Below are 15,468 nucleotides of genomic sequence, written 5' to 3'. Positions count from 1 at the left end.
TTCCGCTTTCAACTTACGGAAGAACCCTTGAAGAAAAAGTTATTCCGATTGTCCGACCCGTGCCCCCGGCAGGGCGCCATTTCCGGTTTGACAGCCTGCCAAGGGTTTGTTTTGTCTCCGTTTCCAGAGTTCGGGTCGTCGAATGCAGAAGCTTTTCAGGTGGGCCAGCAAATGGTGGCCGGGGTTGATTCCCCTGGCCGTCATGTGGGGATTTGCGGCCTGGAATAATACCTTACCGGTCGAAGCCGACCTCTCGGCCCGCAGCTCGGCCGCGCTGAAAGGGACCGTTCTGGACAAGACCCGGATCGCGGTCGACGGTCGCGACGTCAGCCTGGTCGCCGACGCCTTCTCCGAGGAGGGGCGCCGCGATGCCGTGACGGCGGTCGAAACCGTCCCCGGCGTGCGCCTGGTCGACGACCGGACTCGCCTTGTTCCCGAAGCCCAGCCGTTCGTCTGGAACGCCGAGCGCGACGTGGTGCGGGTGACGCTGTCGGGCTCCGCGCCCCTGCCGGCGATCAAGGGCCGACTGACCGAGGCAGCCCGCAAGGAGGTCGGCGGCGCCGAGGTGGCCGACCAGATGGGCCTGGCGCGCGGCGCGCCGCCGCGCTTCGAAGCGGCCGCGATGCTGCTACTGGACCAGATCGGCAAGCTCAAGGACGGCAAGATCACGATCACCGACACCAAGGTCAATCTGTCGGGCATGGCGCGCGAGCTCGGCGGCCGTGAAGCGATCGCAGCCGCGCTGAAGAACCTGCCCGAGGGCTTCTCTGTCGCCGCCAACGACGTCAAGGCGCCGCCCTACATCTTCCAGGCCTACAAGGACCCGGTCGCCGCAACCGTGACGTTGACCGGCTACGTCCCCGACAACACCATCCACGCGGCGATCGCGACCAGTGCCGCGCGAAAATTCTTCACCGAAAAGGTCGTCGACAATCTCAAGGCCAGCCTCGGCGCGCCCGGCTCGTTCAACACCGCCGTGGTCGCAGCGCTCGGCGCGCTGTCACGACTGTCGACCGGCACGCTCGTTGTGTCCGATCGCGAGGTGAAGCTGTCGGGCGATGCCCTCTACGAGGGGGCCGCCAACGACATTCGTGCAGGCCTCGGCAAGGACTTCCCGAAGAACTGGCAATACAAGCCGGAGATCACCGTGAAGCCCGCGGCAGGGCCGGTCGACGGCACCGTGTGCCAGCAATTGTTCACGGACCTGCTGGCCAAGGGCAAGATCCGCTTCGCGCCCAAGCGTGCCGACATCGATCCGGATTCCGCCGCCATCCTCGATCATCTGATCGAGACGGCGCTGCGCTGCCCCACAACGAATGTCGAGGTCGCCGGACACACCGATGCGGATGGCGAGGACGGCTTCAACCGGGCTCTCTCGGAGAAGCGCGCGCAGGCGGTGATCGACTATCTGGTCAAGGCCGGCCTGCCCGCCAGCCGCTTCACCGCGGTCGGCCATGGCAGCACGCAGCCCGTTGCCGGCAACGACACCGACGACGGCAAGGCGCAGAACCGCCGCATCGAATTTCTGGTGAGGTGACGATGCCCTATCTCGTCTCGTTCCATCTGGGTTGGCTAATCGGCTCGGTGCTGCTCGGCTTCTGCATGGGCTGGATCTCGGTGGTCCAGCGCGGCAACGGCACATCGAAGGTGACCGCGCGCTGGCTCGCCGCGCTCGCCGCGGCCCTGGTCGCGGCTTCGCTCGCCCATGTCGTCCCCGGCCGCTTCGGCTATTGGCTCGACCTCGGCCTGATCATGTTCGCCTGCTACCTCGTCGGCTGCACCATCGGCGCCTGGCTGCGCGACCGCGTGGTGGCGCGCAGCATGCGGGCCGGCTAACCGCCGCCCCAGGTTCGCCCTCCGATCGGCACGCCACGAAGCACGCGAAAGACCGCGCTTGACAATAATACGTACGTACGTATTATTTCGTCATGCCCAAGCCTTCGCTGAAAGACGCCATCCTCGACGCCGGCCTCAAGGTCATGTTCCGGACCGGCTATCACGGCACCAGCGTGCGTGATGTCACCGCAGCGGCGGGTGCCCCGCAGGGCTCCTTCACCAATCATTTTCGCTCCAAGGAGGCGTTCGCCTCGGAGGTGCTGGATCGCTATTTCGAGATCACGAAGGGATTGGTGGCGGAGGCTCTGGATGACGCCTCGCTGACGCCGCGGGCGCGGCTCAAGCGCTATCTCGACATCATCACCGGACGGCTCGAGGCCGACGGTTTTGGCCGCGGCTGCCTGATCGGCGATCTCAGCCTCGAGGCGGCCGGCAGCAGCGAGATACTGCGCACCCGTCTTTCCGAGATATTTGCCGAGTGGCGCCTGCCCTTCGCGGCCTGCATCAGCGAGGCGCAGCGCAGCGGCGAGATCGCTTCCGAATTCGAGCCTGAGGAGCTTGCCGACTTCCTGCTCGCCTCCTGGCAGGGCGCGATCCTGCGCATGAAGGTCGACCGCACGCCCCAGGCGCTCGAGCGTTTCAAGACCATCGCCTTCAAAACCGTCTTCAAGGAGTCGACATGAGCCAGCAAGCCGAGATCCAGATCCGCACCGTCGCCGTGCTGGGGAGCACGATGGCATATCGTGAGGCGGGCCCGAAGGACGCGCCGGTCGCGCTCTTCCTTCACGGCAATCCGACATCGTCGCATATCTGGCGAAACATCCTGCCGTTGGTGTCCCCCGTGGCGCGTTGCATCGCGCCCGACCTGATCGGCTTCGGCCAGTCCGGCAAGCCCGATATCGCCTACCGCTTCTTCGACCACGTTCGTTATCTCGACGCGCTGATCGAGCAGCTCGGCATCGCCTCGGCCTATCTCATTGCGCAGGATTGGGGCACGGCGCTGGCATTTCATCTCGCCGCGCGCCGGCCGGCCTTCGTGCGCGGCCTCGCCTTCATGGAGTTCATCCGGCCGATGCCGACCTGGCAGGATTTCCACCAGGTCGATGCCGCGCGCGAGACGTTCCGCAAATTCAGGACGCCGGGCGAGGGCGAGGCCATGATCCTGGAGGCCAACGCCTTCGTCGAACGCGTGCTGCCCGGCGGCATCATGCGCACATTGAGCGAAGACGAGATGGCGCCGTACCGCACGCCGTTTCCGACGCCGGAGAGCCGCCGTCCCGTGCTTGCGTTCCCTCGGGAATTGCCGATCGCCGGCGAGCCCGCCGATGTCGGTCAGGCGCTGCAATCGGCGCATGCGTCGCTGAAAACGTCCACATATCCGAAGCTGCTGTTCGCAGGCGAGCCGGGGGCCGTCGTCGCTCCAAGATTTGCCGAGACGTTCGCAGCCTCGCTGCAGCACTGCGCGCTCGTCCGCCTCGGGCCCGGTCGGCACTACCTCCAGGAGGATCACCCCGACGCGATCGGCCGCTCAATTGCCGGCTGGATCGCCGGCATCGAAGCAGTACGTCCCCAGCTTGCGGCCTGACGGAGGACTTGATGTCGATTGTCTGGGCTGACGACCTCGCCGGGATCGACTGGGACGAGCTCTCCGAGCTCTATCGCATTGCCCCGCTCGGCAACAAGAAGCCGGGCGATCTTGCGCTGGTGTTCGGCAACAGCATCTTTCGCGCCTTCGCCAGGGAGGGTGGCCGCCTCGTAGCCGCAGGGCGCGTGCTGGCCGACGGCCGCGACTGCGCCTATCTCTGTGATATCGCCGTGCACCCGGACTTTCAGGGGCGGGGTCTCGGCCGCGACATCATCGAGCGTCTGCTTGCGCATTGCCGCGGCCATCGCAAGATCATCCTCTATGCCGTGCCGGGCAAGGAGGGGTTTTACGAACGCCTGGGCTTCAGGCGGATGACCACGGCCATGGCGATCTTCGAGGATCAGGCCGCAGCCCATGGCCGCGGCTATTTGACCGCGCCTTGAGGCTGGGCACGGGAGGCCGCGACCTTCCGGCGCATCGGACAACCCGTGAACGAGGCCGGGATTGCCCCCTCTTTCAACAGGGGGGCGCCGTCCATAGATTGATTTCGGCTTAAGGCGTGACGGAACAATGTGCGGCCGAAATCATCAAAACTTCATGGCGTCTGCGCAGGATTGCCAGGGAGATTCGCGTCAAGCCTTGCCGCCGAAGGCGCCAAACCGTGCATCAGGAGCCCATAACCCTGCCTAAAATATTGAAGGCACGTGTTTTTGTTCGAATTGGCGAATTCCACTCCGCCCGAAAACGCGCTAGTGGAGGGGCGGGGGGCATGCGCGATGCCGGAGCCGGCGGCGAGGGGTCGTCGTGTGCCTGTGCGCCGTCCTGTCCGCCGGCCGTTCTGGCCGCTGAAGCGTTGTTCGAGGTCTAGATGCTGGAAGCCATACGCAGGGCGATATCGTTTCTGCGCGAGAAGCAAATCCTGCATAAGCTTGGCGTTGTGATCAGCGTCGCGGTCATCGGCATCGCTTGCTATGTGCTCTACCACATGCTGCGCGGCATCGATTTCAACGAGGTCCTCGAAGCGATCAAGAGCACCGAGCCGAGCCAGATTGCGATGGCGGCGCTGTTCGTCGCCGCGGGCTATTTCACGCTGACCTTCTACGATCTGTTCGCCGTGCGCGCGATCGGCCACGCCCATGTGCCCTATCGCATCAACGCGCTTGCGGCCTTCACCAGCTATTCCATCGGCCACAATGTCGGCGCGTCCGTCTTCACCGGCGGCGCGGTGCGCTATCGCATCTATTCGGCCTACGGGCTGAACGCGATCGACGTCGCCAAGATCTGCTTCCTCGCCGGCCTGACCTTCTGGCTCGGCAATGCTGCCGTGCTCGGCCTCGGCATCTCCTATCATCCCGAGGCCGCCGCCTCGATCGATCAGCTGCCGCCATGGCTGAACCGGACGCTGGCGCTGGCGATCATCGCGGGGCTGGTCGGCTACGTGGTCTGGGTCTGGACCCAGCCGCGCGTGGTCGGCCGCGGGCCCTGGACCGTGGTGCTGCCGGGCGGCCCACTGACACTGCTGCAGATCGCGATCGGCATCATCGATCTCGGCTTCTGCGCGCTCGCAATGTACGTGCTGGTCCCGGACGAGCCCAATCTCGGCTTCGTGGTGGTCGCGGTGATCTTCGTCTCGGCCACCCTGCTCGGCTTCGCCAGCCATTCGCCCGGCGGGCTCGGCGTGTTCGACGCCGCCATGCTGGTCGGCCTCTGGCAGATGGACCGCGAGGAGCTGCTTGGCGGCATGCTGCTGTTCCGCGTCCTCTATTATCTCTCGCCCTTCGTCATCTCTGTAATCTTGCTGACGTTTCGCGAAGTTATCATCGGCGCACGATCGAAGCGCCTGCAGCAGGCGGCGCTCAAGCTCGACCCCGGTCCGGCGCGTGAAGCCGCTTACGTGAGAGAGCGTAGCGACGGCGCCAAATCTTAGGACCAGAGTCCAGGACAGGCCCTTTAGGAGAAGTCCGCCCCGATGGCGATCGACGCCCCATCTTCTCCCTCCACCCAGCCATGGTCCGACCGGCTGCGGCACTCGACGATCATCCTGATCGCCGCGGCGCTGGCGCTGTCCGTCATCGTCTCGCTCGGCGAATTGTCGGCGCTGCACGCCGCGATCGTGTTCCTGTGCATCGCCGCCGCTGCGCTGATCCCGTGGCGCCTGCATGATCCCGCCGCGTCCCGCGACGACGTCAGGCGCATCAACCCGGTCGAGAGCGCGGCGGTGGCCGCGGTCGTCGCGGGCATGCCGGATCCGGCGGTGCTGCTCGACCGCGCCGGCCGCGTCATCCACCTCAATGCCGCCGCCGCCCAGCTCGCGCCGGCGCTGCGCCGGAACGAGCTTGCTCAGTTCGCGCTGCGCTCGCCGGAGATCATCACGGCGCTGAGAGAGGCGATCGCGACCTCCGAGCCGCGGCGCGCGACCTATCTCGACCATGTCCCGGTCGATCGCTGGTTGGAGCTCACGATCACGCCGGTGCCGGTGCCGACCAGCTTCGGCGGCACCGATAAATGCATGCTGATGACCTTCCACGACCAGACGCCGCTGCGCCGGGTCGAGGAGATGCGCGCCGACTTCGTCGCCAATGCCAGCCACGAGCTGCGCACGCCGCTGGCCGCGCTGTCGGGCTTCATCGACACGCTGCAGGGCCAGGCCAAGGACGATCCCAAGGCGCGCGAGCGCTTCCTCGGCATCATGCACAACCAGGCCACCCGCATGGCGCGCCTGATCGACGATCTGTTGTCGCTGTCGCGGGTCGAGCTGTCGGCCCATGTCCGCCCCGACACCCTGGTCGATCTCTTGCCGATCATCCGCCAGGTCGCCGACGGGCTCGAGCCGCTGGCGCGCGAGCGCCAGGTCGAGGTCGAGATTCATCTGCCGGATGGGCCGGTGATGATCGCGGGCGACCGCGAGGAGTTGCTCCGCCTGTTCGAGAATTTGATCGAGAACGCGCTCAAATACGGCGCCTCCGGCGGACGCGTCATCGTGTCGCTGACCTCCGCCGCGGCCACTGACGGAACTCAGGAAATCCGGATCACGGTGCGCGATTTCGGGCCCGGCATCGCGCCCGAGCACCTGCCGCGGCTGACCGAGCGGTTCTACCGGGTGGACGTCGGCGACAGCCGCTTGCAGGGTGGAACCGGACTCGGATTATCGCTGGTGAAACATATCCTTAACCGCCATCGCGGCCGGCTTTTCATCGAAAGCGTGCCCAAACAGGGCGCCACTTTCACCGCCTGTTTTCCCCAGATCAAGACTCCCGGATCGACCTGAAACGCGAGCGATTTCAGTTGCTTGCTGGTGTCATCCGACTGTCACGAAACCTTCGTAAAAGCACAGCCGACCGCTCCTAAAGGGGGCGGCGCGGGGAGCGCGATCGGGCGCGGATGGCGCTTCGCTCCCCCCAATGGAGACCAGCATGAATTTCCTCAGAACGATCGTCGCTGCCGGCATGGTCGCCGCATCGACGACGGCGGCGCTTGCCGCCGATATCACCGGTGCCGGTGCGACGTTCCCGTTCCCGATCTATTCGAAGTGGGCTGACGCCTACAAGAAAGAGACCGGCAACGGCTTGAACTACCAGTCGATCGGTTCCGGCGGCGGCATCAAGCAGATCCAGGCCAAGACCGTGACCTTCGGCGCCAGCGATGCGCCGCTCAAGGCCGAGCAGCTCGAAAAGGACGGCCTCGTGCAGTGGCCGATGGTGATGGGCGCCATCGTTCCCGTGGTCAACCTCGAGGGTGTGAAGCCGGGCGAGCTGGTGTTCGACGGCGAGACGCTGGCCAACATCTATCTCGGCAAGATCACCAAATGGGACGACGCCGCGATCAAGAAGCTCAATCCGAGCGCGAAGCTGCCCTCGGAAGCCATCACCGTCGTCCGCCGCTCGGACGGTTCGGGCACCACCTTCAACTTCACCAACTATCTCTCCAAGGCCAGCGCGGACTGGAAGAGCAAGGTCGGCGAAGGCACCGCGGTCGAGTGGCCGGTCGGCGTTGGCGCCAAGGGCAATGAAGGCGTGTCGGGCAACATCAGCCAGACCAAGAACTCGATCGGCTATGTCGAGTACGCCTACGCCAAGCAGAACAAGCTGACCTACACCGGTCTCGTCAACAAGGCCGGCAAGCCGGTGCAGCCCACCGTCGAAGCCTTCCAGGCGGCCGCCTCCAACGCCGACTGGGCCAAGGCGCCCGGCTATTACGTCATCCTGACCGACCAGCCCGGCGAGAAGTCCTGGCCGATCACCGCGGCGACCTTCATCCTCATGCACAAGTCCGCGACCGACAAGGCGGCCTCGCAGGAAGCCATCAAGTTCTTCCGCTGGGCCTTCAAGAACGGCGGCAAGGCGGCTGAAGAGCTCGACTACATCCCGATGCCGGACAGCGTCGTCCAGCTGATCGAGAAGACCTGGGCTGCCGAGATCAAGAGCTAAGCGCTCTCCTCTCGTGTCCCGGACGCGCTGCAACGTGAAACGTTGCGGCGCAGAGCCGGGACCCACAAACGCTAGGCCCCGGATCAGCGGCGCACCGCATCCGGGGCACGGCACCAAAAACACCAAGAACAAGCGTATATAGACGGATGCAGGGGATCGGCGTGGCAGAAATGGCCGTTCAGAGCGATGTAATCGACGACGCCGGACCGTATGACCGCGCCAAGGCCTTGAGCGCGTTCAAGCTCGGCGACGTCACCTTCTACTGGATCACGCGGCTGTCCGCGATCTCGGTGCTGCTCATTCTCGGCGGCATCATCATCTCGCTGATCGTCGGCGCGTTCCCGGCGATCAAGGAGTACGGCCTCTCCTTCCTGTGGACGCAGCGCTGGGCGCCGTCCGCCGATCCGCCGGTGCTCGGTGCGCTCGGGCCGATGTACGGCACGCTGGTCACCTCCTTCATCGCGATGCTGATCGCCATTCCCGTCGGCCTCGGCATCGCCATCTTCCTCACCGAGCTCTGCCCGCAATGGCTGCGCCGCCCGATCGGCATGGCGATCGAACTGCTCGCCGGAATCCCGTCGATCATCTACGGCATGTGGGGCTTCTTCGTGCTGGGGCCGTTCCTGGCCAACACCTTCCAGCCCTTCATGATCAGGATCTTCGACGGCGTCCCTGTGCTGGGCGCGATCTTCGCAGGTCCCCCGTCCTATCTCAGCCTGTTCAACGCCGCGCTGATCCTCGCCATCATGGTGCTGCCCTTCATCACCTCGATTTCGGTCGACGTGTTCAAGACGGTGCCGCCGGTCCTCAAGGAAGCCGCCTACGGCGTCGGCTGCACCACCTGGGAAGTCGTCCGCAGCGTGGTGATCCCCTACACCCGCGTCGGCGTCATCGGCGGCGTCATGCTGGCGCTGGGCCGCGCGCTCGGCGAGACCATGGCGGTGACCTTCATCATCGGCAACTCGTTTCGTATCTCGTCGTCGATCTTCGCCCCGGGCACCACGATCTCGGCGGCGATCGCCTCCGAATTCGCCGAGAGCGACGGCCTGCATCAGTCCGGCCTGATCCTGCTCGGCCTCTTGCTGTTCGTGCTGACGTTCTTCGTGCTTGCGGCGGCGCGGCTGATGCTGATGCGGCTGGAAAAGAAGGCGGGGAACTAGCGCCATGAATCCGATCTATTCACGCCGCCGCCGCAAGGATTTCATCATCCGCGGTCTTTGCTTCGCGGCCGCCGCCTTCGGCGTCACTTGGCTCGCGCTGATCCTGATCACGCTGCTCTACAACGGCGTGGCGGGCCTGAACGTTCAGCTCTTCACCGCAGACACGCCGCCGCCCGGCTCGACCGAGGGCGGCCTGCGCAACGCCATCGTCGGCTCGATCATCATGACCGTGCTCGGCGTCGGCATCGGCGCGCCGCTCGGCCTGTTCGCCGGCACCTATCTCGCCGAGTACGGCCGCAACGACAAGTTGACCTCGGTGATCCGCTTCATCAACGACATCCTGCTCTCGGCGCCCTCGATCATCATCGGCCTGTTCATCTACGGCGCGGTGGTGGTGCCGATGCGCGGCTTCTCGGCGATCGCGGGCGCGCTGGCGCTTGCCGTGATCGTGATCCCGGTCGTGGTGCGCACCACCGAGGACATGCTGCTGCTGGTGCCGAACCCGCTGCGTGAAGCCGCCAGCGCGCTCGGCCTGCCGCGCTCGCTGGTGATCAAGCGGATCGCCTATCGCGCGGCGCGCTCCGGCCTCATCACCGGCGTGCTGCTGGCCACCGCGCGCGTCGCCGGCGAGACGGCGCCGCTGCTGTTCACCGCGCTGTCGAACCAGTTCTTCAGTCTCGGCCTGGACAAGACGATGGCGAACCTTCCAGTCACCATCAACAACTTCGTGCAGAGCCCCTACGCCTATTGGAAGCAGCTCGCCTGGAGCGGCGCCCTGCTGATCACCCTGACCGTGCTTGCCCTGAACATTGGCGCCCGCATCATCGGCGCCGAGAGGACTGCAAAATGAGTGAAATCTCTGTTTCCGTCAGCGCGCCGAGCGTTCACCCCGGCTCGCAGCCGCTGCCCGAGGCGCCAGCCAAGGTCACCGCGCGCAACCTGAATTTCTACTACGGTGAGCACCACGCGCTGAAGAACATCAATCTGACGCTCGGCGCCAATCGCGTCACGGCCTTCATCGGCCCGTCGGGCTGCGGCAAGTCCACGCTGCTGCGCATCTTCAACCGGATGTACGACCTCTATCCGGGACAGCGCGCCACCGGCCAGCTGTTGCTCGACCACACCAACATCCTCGATCCCAAGCTCGACCTCAACCTGCTGCGCGCCCGGGTCGGCATGGTATTCCAGAAGCCGACGCCGTTCCCGATGACGATCTACGAGAACATCGCCTTCGGCATCCGCCTCTACGAGAAGATCTCGAAGTCCGAGATGGACGACCGGGTCGAGAAGGCGCTGCGCGGCGGCGCGCTGTGGAACGAGGTCAAGGACAAGCTCAACGCCTCCGGCCTGTCGCTGTCCGGCGGCCAGCAGCAGCGCCTGTGCATCGCCCGCACCGTCGCGGTGCGGCCTGAAGTGATCCTGTTCGACGAGCCCTGCTCGGCGCTCGACCCGATCTCGACCGCCAAGGTCGAGGAGCTGATCCAGGAATTGTCCGAGAACTACACGATCGCGATCGTCACCCACAACATGCAGCAGGCGGCGCGCGTCTCCGACAAGACCGCCTTCATGTATCTCGGCGAGCTGATCGAGTTCGACGACACCAGCAAGATCTTCACGTCGCCGAGCGATCGGCGCACGCAGGATTACATCACCGGCCGGTTCGGCTGAGGAGACGCAACATGGGTTCTGAACATACCGCAAAGGCTTTCGACACCGACCTCCAGGAGCTCACCCGCCTGGTCGCCGAGATGGGCGGAATCGCCGAGCGCATGATCGTCGATTCCGTCGGCGCGCTGATCCGCCGCGACGTCGCGCTCGGCCAGCGCGTCGTCACCATCGACGCCGATCTCGACGCGCTGCAGAAGCGCATCGAGGAGCGCGCCGTGCTCACCATCGCCCGCCGCCAGCCGATGGCGGTGGATCTGCGCGAGATCGTCGGCGCCATGCGCGTTGCGACCGACCTCGAGCGCATCGGCGATCTCGCCAAGAACATGGGCAAGCGCGTCGCCGCGCTGGAGACCGACTTCCATCCGCTCAAGCTGTTCCGCGGCCTCGAGCACATGACCGACCTCGTGCAGCAGCAGGTCAAGTCGGTGCTGGATGCCTATGCCGCGCATGATCTGCCGGCGGCGATGGCCGTGTGGAAGGGCGACGAGGAAGTCGACGCGATCTGCACCTCGCTGTTCCGCGAGCTCCTCACCTACATGATGGAGGATCCGCGCAACATCTCGTTCTGCATCCATCTGATGTTCTGCGCCAAGAACATCGAGCGGATCGGCGACCACGCCACCAACATCGCCGAGACCGTGTTCTACATGATCGAGGGCCAGGCGATCACCGACAAGCGGCCGAAGGGCGACATGACGACTTTCGCCACGACGGTCCCGAATACCTGAAGACTTGATATCCGAAGACCTAAGGAGCGACGACACCATGGGCGCACGCATTATGGTGGTTGAGGACGAGGAAGCTCTCACCGAGCTTCTGCGTTACAACCTCGAAGGCGACGGCTATGACGTCGAGACGGTGATGCGCGGCGACGACGCCGACACCCGCCTCAAAGAGCACATTCCCGATCTGATCGTGCTCGACTGGATGCTGCCGGGCCTCTCGGGCATCGAGCTGTGCCGGCGCCTGCGCACCCGGCCCGAGACCAAGCAACTGCCGATCATCATGCTCACCGCGCGCGGCGAGGAGAGCGAGCGGGTGCGCGGCCTTGCGACCGGCGCCGACGACTACATCGTCAAGCCGTTCTCGGTGCCGGAGCTCTTGGCGCGCGTGAAGGGCCTGCTCAGGCGCGCCAGTCCCGAGCGGCTCGCGACCGTGCTGGCCTATGGCGACATCGAGCTGGATCGCGACAAGCGCCGCGTGGCGCGCTCGGGCCGCCCGATCGATCTCGGCCCGACCGAATATCGGCTTCTGGAGTTCTTCCTGGAGCATCCCGGCCGCGTGTTCTCGCGCGAGCAGCTGCTCGACAGCGTCTGGGGCCGCGACATCTACATCGACGAGCGTACCGTCGACGTCCATATCGGTCGCCTGCGCAAGCTGCTCAATCTCGGCCGCGAGCAGGACCCGATCCGCACCGTCCGCGGCGCCGGCTATGCGCTGGATGATCGCTTTGCGAAGGCGGAGCAGACGTAGGACCTGCTTCCGTAATCCAACAAAAAGCGCGCCAGCTGGCGCGCTTTTTCGTCTCGATGCCTGAGACCGTGTTTACCGCGGGCCCGGCTTCGCCGGTGCGCGCCGGCGATCCGCTGCCGGCTGATACGCCACGCGCGAATGCTGGGCGCAGTAGGGCAGGCCGGACAGCGCCTTGCCGCCGCAGAAGAAGAAATCCGGGCTCGAGGGATCGCCGACCGGCCAGTGGCAGGTCGCCTCGTTGAGCTCGAGCAGCGACAGCCGCTGGCTCATCGGCACCACGTTGTCGTAGGTGACCGGTTCGGCCTCGACTTCGACCTCGAAGGCCTGCGCCAGTGCGGTGTTGCCGCGCGCAATGGGGCGGGTCACCCGCATCATGTGCTGCGCCGGGCGTGCCTTGCGCGGCCGCGGCGCGGCCGACGAAGGGCTCTTGGCGCGGCCGGACAGGCCGAGCCTGTGCACTTTGCCGATCACGGCATTGCGGGTCACATTGCCGAGCTCTGCTGCGATCTGGCTGGCCGACAATCCGGCCTCCCAGAGCTTTTTCAGCTGCTCGACGCGATCGTCGGACCAGGTCAAAACCGTCATTGCACCCTTTCCCTCGCTGCACTTCTGCCATCCTGGCGGTCCGTGCGGCGAATGCCTAAGCCTCAAAAACCCGTGCCGTCAGAATCCCTTAAGGCTCGCCGGGCGCGCTACTCGCGCCCGAACGTTTACGCCGGTACATGAGGACTCTTGGGATCAGAACTGCTGCACGAGATGTCGTATCTGACAGCCCAAACGCTACAATATGGCGTGACTCACGCGCAAGAGTCCGCCGACTCGCTTCCACATGTTCCGTGGTGTAAAACCCGCAAAATCGCCACCGCAAGACTACGGAATCTGCGTTTCCCGAGGCTTTCGGGCGGCATTGACACCCGTTTCACCAGGCCTAAGATAGTCCCGCGTGCCGCCCTTAAAAGGCGGCACGTTTCGTTTTCCGGGCCGGTCAATGGTGCGTTGCGCAATGCACGCCTCACACCGTCCGCAACATCAAGTGACCGTCATGACTAACAGCGTAGCCCCGCATTTGCTCCCCGTTTTCGCCAGGGCCAACCTCGGTTTTGAGCGCGGCGAAGGCTGCTGGCTGATCGCGACCAATGGCGATCGCTATCTCGATTTCACCTCGGGCGTCGCTGTGAACGCGCTTGGCCACGCCCATCCCGCGCTGGTCAAGGCGTTGCAGGAGCAGGCGACGAAGCTGTGGCACATGTCGAACCTGTTCCAGAGCCCGGACGGCGAGAAGCTCGCCGCGCGCCTGTGCAACGAGAGCTTTGCGGACTTCGTGTTCTTCTGCAATTCCGGCGCCGAGGCGCTGGAGGGCGTGATCAAGCTGGTCCGCCATCATCACTTCTCCAAGGGCCATCCGGAACGTTATCGCATCATCACCTTCGAAGGCGCCTTCCACGGCCGCACGCTGGCGACCTTGGCTGCGACCGGTTCTGCAAAATATCTCGAAGGCTTTGGACCGCCGATGGACGGCTTCGACCAGGTGCCGCATGGCGACCTCGAAGCCGTCAAGAAGGCGATCGGCCCCAACACCGCCGGCATCCTGATCGAGCCGATCCAGGGCGAGGGCGGCGTGCGCTCGGCACCGCCCAATTTCCTCAAGGCGCTGCGCCAGCTTTGCGACGAGAAGGGCCTGCTGCTCGCCTTCGACGAGGTGCAGACCGGCATGGGCCGCAGCGGCGATCTGTTCGCCTATCGGCGTACCGGCGTGACGCCTGACGTGATGTCGCTGGCCAAGGCGCTCGGCGGCGGCTTCCCGATCGGCGCGGTGCTGGCGACCGCGGATGCGGCGGCCGGCATGGGGCCGGGCTCCCACGGCTCGACCTTCGGCGGCAATCCGCTGGCGATCTCCGCGGCCAACGCCGTGCTCGACGTCATGCTCAAGCCAGGCTTCTTCGACCACGTGCAGAAGATGTCGCTGCTGCTCAAGCAGAAGCTCGCCTCAGTGATCGACCGTCACCCCGACATCGTCAGCGAAGTGCGCGGCGAGGGCCTCCTGATCGGCATCAAGGCCGTCGTGCCCTCGGGCGATCTCGTGGCCGCCTTGCGCGACGAGAAGCTGCTGACCGTCGGCGCCGGCGACAATGTCGTGCGCTTCCTGCCGCCCCTGATCGTCACCGAAGCCGAGATCGAGGACAGCGTCACCAGGCTCGAGCGTGCCTGCTCCGCATTGGCGGCCGGCCAGACCAAGCGGGCAAGCTGATGAGCAAGTCCCCGAAGCATTTCCTCGACATCAACGAGCTCCCGCTGTCGGAGCTCAAGCGCATGCTCGCGGCGTCAAGCGCCATGAAGGCGAAGCAGAAGGCGCAGCAGCCGGTGCGGCCGCTCGAAGGCAAGACGCTGGCGATGATCTTCGAGCGCCCCTCGACGCGGACGCGGGTGTCGTTCGACGTCGCCATGCGCCAGCTCGGCGGCGAGCCCATCATGCTCACCGGCGCCGAGATGCAGCTCGGCCGCGGCGAGACCATCGCCGACACCGCGCGCGTGCTGTCGCGCTATGTCGACGCCATCATGATCCGCATCCTCAACCACGATGCGCTGCTGGAGCTCGCGGCCAACGCCACCGTGCCCGTCATCAACGGCCTGACGCGGCGCTCGCATCCCTGCCAGGTGATGGCCGACCTCATGACCTATGAGGAGCATCGCGGCCCGATCGAGGGCAAGACGGTGGCCTGGACCGGTGACGACAACAACGTGCTGGCGTCCTGGGCGCATGCCGCCGAGCGCTTCAAGTTCCAGCTCAATGTCGCGACGCCCCCGGAGCTCGCGCCGAAAAAGGCGATGCGCGACTTTATCAAGTCGACTGGCGCGCCGATCATGCTCGGCACCGATCCCGAGGCCGCCGTGAAGGGCGCCGACTGCGTCGTCACCGACACCTGGGTGTCGATGGGCGACAAGGAAGGCGAGCATCGCCACAACGTGCTCAAGCCCTATCAGGTCAATGGCAAGCTGATGTCGCTGGCCAAGCCGGATGCGCTGTTCATGCACTGCCTGCCCGCCCATCGCGGCGAGGAGGTCACCGATGAGGTGATCGACGGCCCGCAATCGGTCGTGTTCGACGAGGCCGAAAACCGCCTGCACGCGCAGAAGGGCATTCTGGCCTGGTGCTTTGACGCGGTGAAGTAGCTTCTTGTAGCTCGGATGGAGCGCAGCGAAATCCGGGTTCTCAACGCGCGGAAAGATCTCCCGGATTACGCTGCGCTCCATCCGGGCTACGCGAGCCGTCGTTCCGTGAGGAATGCGGGCATGCCTCTTTCAATTTGCATCGACCGAC

16 protein-coding genes are annotated in these 15,468 nt (G+C 65.4%); 15 read left to right on the top strand and 1 reads right to left on the bottom strand.

Annotated features, from left to right (window positions below; all coding sequences use genetic code 11):
* Positions 1-142: 142 nt before the first annotated feature.
* From RPS27_RS12225 to phoB, 13 genes are all read left to right on the top strand, one after another.
* A complete protein-coding gene (locus RPS27_RS12225) occupies positions 143-1,537 on the top strand; it encodes an OmpA family protein (RefSeq protein ID WP_211415541.1) in 1,395 nt (464 codons plus the stop codon).
* A 2-nt stretch (positions 1,538-1,539) separates the two neighbouring features.
* Positions 1,540-1,836: a hypothetical protein gene (locus RPS27_RS12220; RefSeq protein WP_194404881.1), complete on the top strand. Its 297-nt coding sequence runs from the start codon at positions 1,540-1,542 to the stop codon at positions 1,834-1,836.
* A 92-nt stretch (positions 1,837-1,928) separates the two neighbouring features.
* Complete coding sequence (locus RPS27_RS12215) at positions 1,929-2,519, top strand: TetR/AcrR family transcriptional regulator (protein ID WP_211415542.1); 591 nt, start codon at positions 1,929-1,931, stop codon at positions 2,517-2,519.
* Entirely contained in the window at positions 2,516-3,421 is a 906-nt protein-coding gene (locus tag RPS27_RS12210; protein WP_212065074.1) for a haloalkane dehalogenase, read from the top strand. Before RPS27_RS12215 ends, RPS27_RS12210 begins: the two co-directional genes overlap by 4 nt.
* Before the next feature lie 11 nt (positions 3,422-3,432).
* Positions 3,433-3,864 (top strand): GNAT family N-acetyltransferase, encoded by a 432-nt coding sequence (locus RPS27_RS12205; RefSeq protein ID WP_212065075.1) that lies wholly within the window; start codon positions 3,433-3,435, stop codon positions 3,862-3,864.
* Between the two features lie 425 nt (positions 3,865-4,289).
* Positions 4,290-5,348 (top strand): lysylphosphatidylglycerol synthase domain-containing protein, encoded by a 1,059-nt coding sequence (locus tag RPS27_RS12200; protein WP_194404877.1) that lies wholly within the window; start codon positions 4,290-4,292, stop codon positions 5,346-5,348.
* A 42-nt stretch (positions 5,349-5,390) separates the two neighbouring features.
* Positions 5,391-6,689 (top strand): ATP-binding protein, encoded by a 1,299-nt coding sequence (locus RPS27_RS12195; RefSeq protein ID WP_313754049.1) that lies wholly within the window; start codon positions 5,391-5,393, stop codon positions 6,687-6,689.
* A gap of 145 nt (positions 6,690-6,834) precedes the next feature.
* Positions 6,835-7,848, top strand: a complete 1,014-nt coding sequence (pstS, locus tag RPS27_RS12190) for a phosphate ABC transporter substrate-binding protein PstS (RefSeq protein WP_212065077.1) — start codon at positions 6,835-6,837, stop codon at positions 7,846-7,848.
* A gap of 170 nt (positions 7,849-8,018) precedes the next feature.
* Positions 8,019-9,008, top strand: a complete 990-nt coding sequence (pstC, locus tag RPS27_RS12185; protein ID WP_194408488.1) for a phosphate ABC transporter permease subunit PstC — start codon at positions 8,019-8,021, stop codon at positions 9,006-9,008.
* 4 nt (positions 9,009-9,012) lie between these two features.
* Positions 9,013-9,858, top strand: a complete 846-nt coding sequence (gene pstA / locus RPS27_RS12180; protein WP_194404874.1) for a phosphate ABC transporter permease PstA — start codon at positions 9,013-9,015, stop codon at positions 9,856-9,858.
* Positions 9,855-10,676 (top strand): phosphate ABC transporter ATP-binding protein PstB, encoded by an 822-nt coding sequence (pstB, locus tag RPS27_RS12175; protein ID WP_211415548.1) that lies wholly within the window; start codon positions 9,855-9,857, stop codon positions 10,674-10,676. The genes pstA and pstB overlap by 4 nt, the downstream gene beginning before the upstream one ends.
* Before the next feature lie 11 nt (positions 10,677-10,687).
* Positions 10,688-11,404 carry a phosphate signaling complex protein PhoU gene (phoU, locus tag RPS27_RS12170; protein ID WP_194404872.1) on the top strand — a complete coding sequence of 239 codons (717 nt, stop codon included), beginning with the start codon at positions 10,688-10,690 and terminating at the stop codon, positions 11,402-11,404.
* A 37-nt stretch (positions 11,405-11,441) separates the two neighbouring features.
* Positions 11,442-12,149, top strand: a complete 708-nt coding sequence (phoB, locus tag RPS27_RS12165) for a phosphate regulon transcriptional regulator PhoB (RefSeq protein WP_008143479.1) — start codon at positions 11,442-11,444, stop codon at positions 12,147-12,149.
* Positions 12,150-12,221: 72 nt separating this feature from the next.
* Here the strand turns inward: phoB and RPS27_RS12160 are convergent, their stop codons facing one another.
* Positions 12,222-12,734 carry a GcrA family cell cycle regulator gene (locus RPS27_RS12160; RefSeq protein ID WP_014491301.1) on the bottom strand — a complete coding sequence of 171 codons (513 nt, stop codon included), beginning with the start codon at positions 12,732-12,734 and terminating at the stop codon, positions 12,222-12,224.
* A 457-nt stretch (positions 12,735-13,191) separates the two neighbouring features.
* Between RPS27_RS12160 and RPS27_RS12155 the strand changes: the two genes are divergently transcribed.
* Together RPS27_RS12155 and argF are read left to right on the top strand one after the other, a co-directional pair.
* Positions 13,192-14,397, top strand: a complete 1,206-nt coding sequence (locus RPS27_RS12155; RefSeq protein WP_211415549.1) for an aspartate aminotransferase family protein — start codon at positions 13,192-13,194, stop codon at positions 14,395-14,397.
* Positions 14,397-15,320 carry an ornithine carbamoyltransferase gene (gene argF / locus RPS27_RS12150; protein ID WP_194404870.1) on the top strand — a complete coding sequence of 308 codons (924 nt, stop codon included), beginning with the start codon at positions 14,397-14,399 and terminating at the stop codon, positions 15,318-15,320. The genes RPS27_RS12155 and argF overlap by 1 nt, the downstream gene beginning before the upstream one ends.
* Positions 15,321-15,468: the final 148 nt, after the last annotated feature.

Source organism: Bradyrhizobium sp. WYCCWR 12699 (genome assembly GCF_032144035.1).
In the GTDB taxonomy this organism is placed as follows: Bacteria; Pseudomonadota; Alphaproteobacteria; order Rhizobiales; family Xanthobacteraceae; genus Bradyrhizobium.
The sequence above is the reverse complement of the archived record's forward strand: the minus strand, read 5'-3'. Positions and strand labels throughout refer to the sequence as shown.

What these genes read in the sequence shown, in the direction of transcription:
- RPS27_RS12225 (WP_211415541.1), top strand. Translation starts at nt 143, where the DNA reads ATGCAGAAGCTTTTCAGGTGGGCCAGCAAATGGTGGCCGGGGTTGATT.
- RPS27_RS12220 (WP_194404881.1), top strand. Translation starts at nt 1,540, where the DNA reads ATGCCCTATCTCGTCTCGTTCCATCTGGGTTGGCTAATCGGCTCGGTG.
- RPS27_RS12215 (WP_211415542.1), top strand. Translation starts at nt 1,929, where the DNA reads ATGCCCAAGCCTTCGCTGAAAGACGCCATCCTCGACGCCGGCCTCAAG.
- RPS27_RS12210 (WP_212065074.1), top strand. Translation starts at nt 2,516, where the DNA reads ATGAGCCAGCAAGCCGAGATCCAGATCCGCACCGTCGCCGTGCTGGGG.
- RPS27_RS12205 (WP_212065075.1), top strand. Translation starts at nt 3,433, where the DNA reads ATGTCGATTGTCTGGGCTGACGACCTCGCCGGGATCGACTGGGACGAG.
- RPS27_RS12200 (WP_194404877.1), top strand. Translation starts at nt 4,290, where the DNA reads ATGCTGGAAGCCATACGCAGGGCGATATCGTTTCTGCGCGAGAAGCAA.
- RPS27_RS12195 (WP_313754049.1), top strand. Translation starts at nt 5,391, where the DNA reads ATGGCGATCGACGCCCCATCTTCTCCCTCCACCCAGCCATGGTCCGAC.
- pstS (WP_212065077.1), top strand. Translation starts at nt 6,835, where the DNA reads ATGAATTTCCTCAGAACGATCGTCGCTGCCGGCATGGTCGCCGCATCG.
- pstC (WP_194408488.1), top strand. Translation starts at nt 8,019, where the DNA reads ATGGCCGTTCAGAGCGATGTAATCGACGACGCCGGACCGTATGACCGC.
- pstA (WP_194404874.1), top strand. Translation starts at nt 9,013, where the DNA reads ATGAATCCGATCTATTCACGCCGCCGCCGCAAGGATTTCATCATCCGC.
- pstB (WP_211415548.1), top strand. Translation starts at nt 9,855, where the DNA reads ATGAGTGAAATCTCTGTTTCCGTCAGCGCGCCGAGCGTTCACCCCGGC.
- phoU (WP_194404872.1), top strand. Translation starts at nt 10,688, where the DNA reads ATGGGTTCTGAACATACCGCAAAGGCTTTCGACACCGACCTCCAGGAG.
- phoB (WP_008143479.1), top strand. Translation starts at nt 11,442, where the DNA reads ATGGGCGCACGCATTATGGTGGTTGAGGACGAGGAAGCTCTCACCGAG.
- RPS27_RS12160 (WP_014491301.1), bottom strand. Translation starts at nt 12,734, where the DNA reads ATGACGGTTTTGACCTGGTCCGACGATCGCGTCGAGCAGCTGAAAAAG.
- RPS27_RS12155 (WP_211415549.1), top strand. Translation starts at nt 13,192, where the DNA reads ATGACTAACAGCGTAGCCCCGCATTTGCTCCCCGTTTTCGCCAGGGCC.
- argF (WP_194404870.1), top strand. Translation starts at nt 14,397, where the DNA reads ATGAGCAAGTCCCCGAAGCATTTCCTCGACATCAACGAGCTCCCGCTG.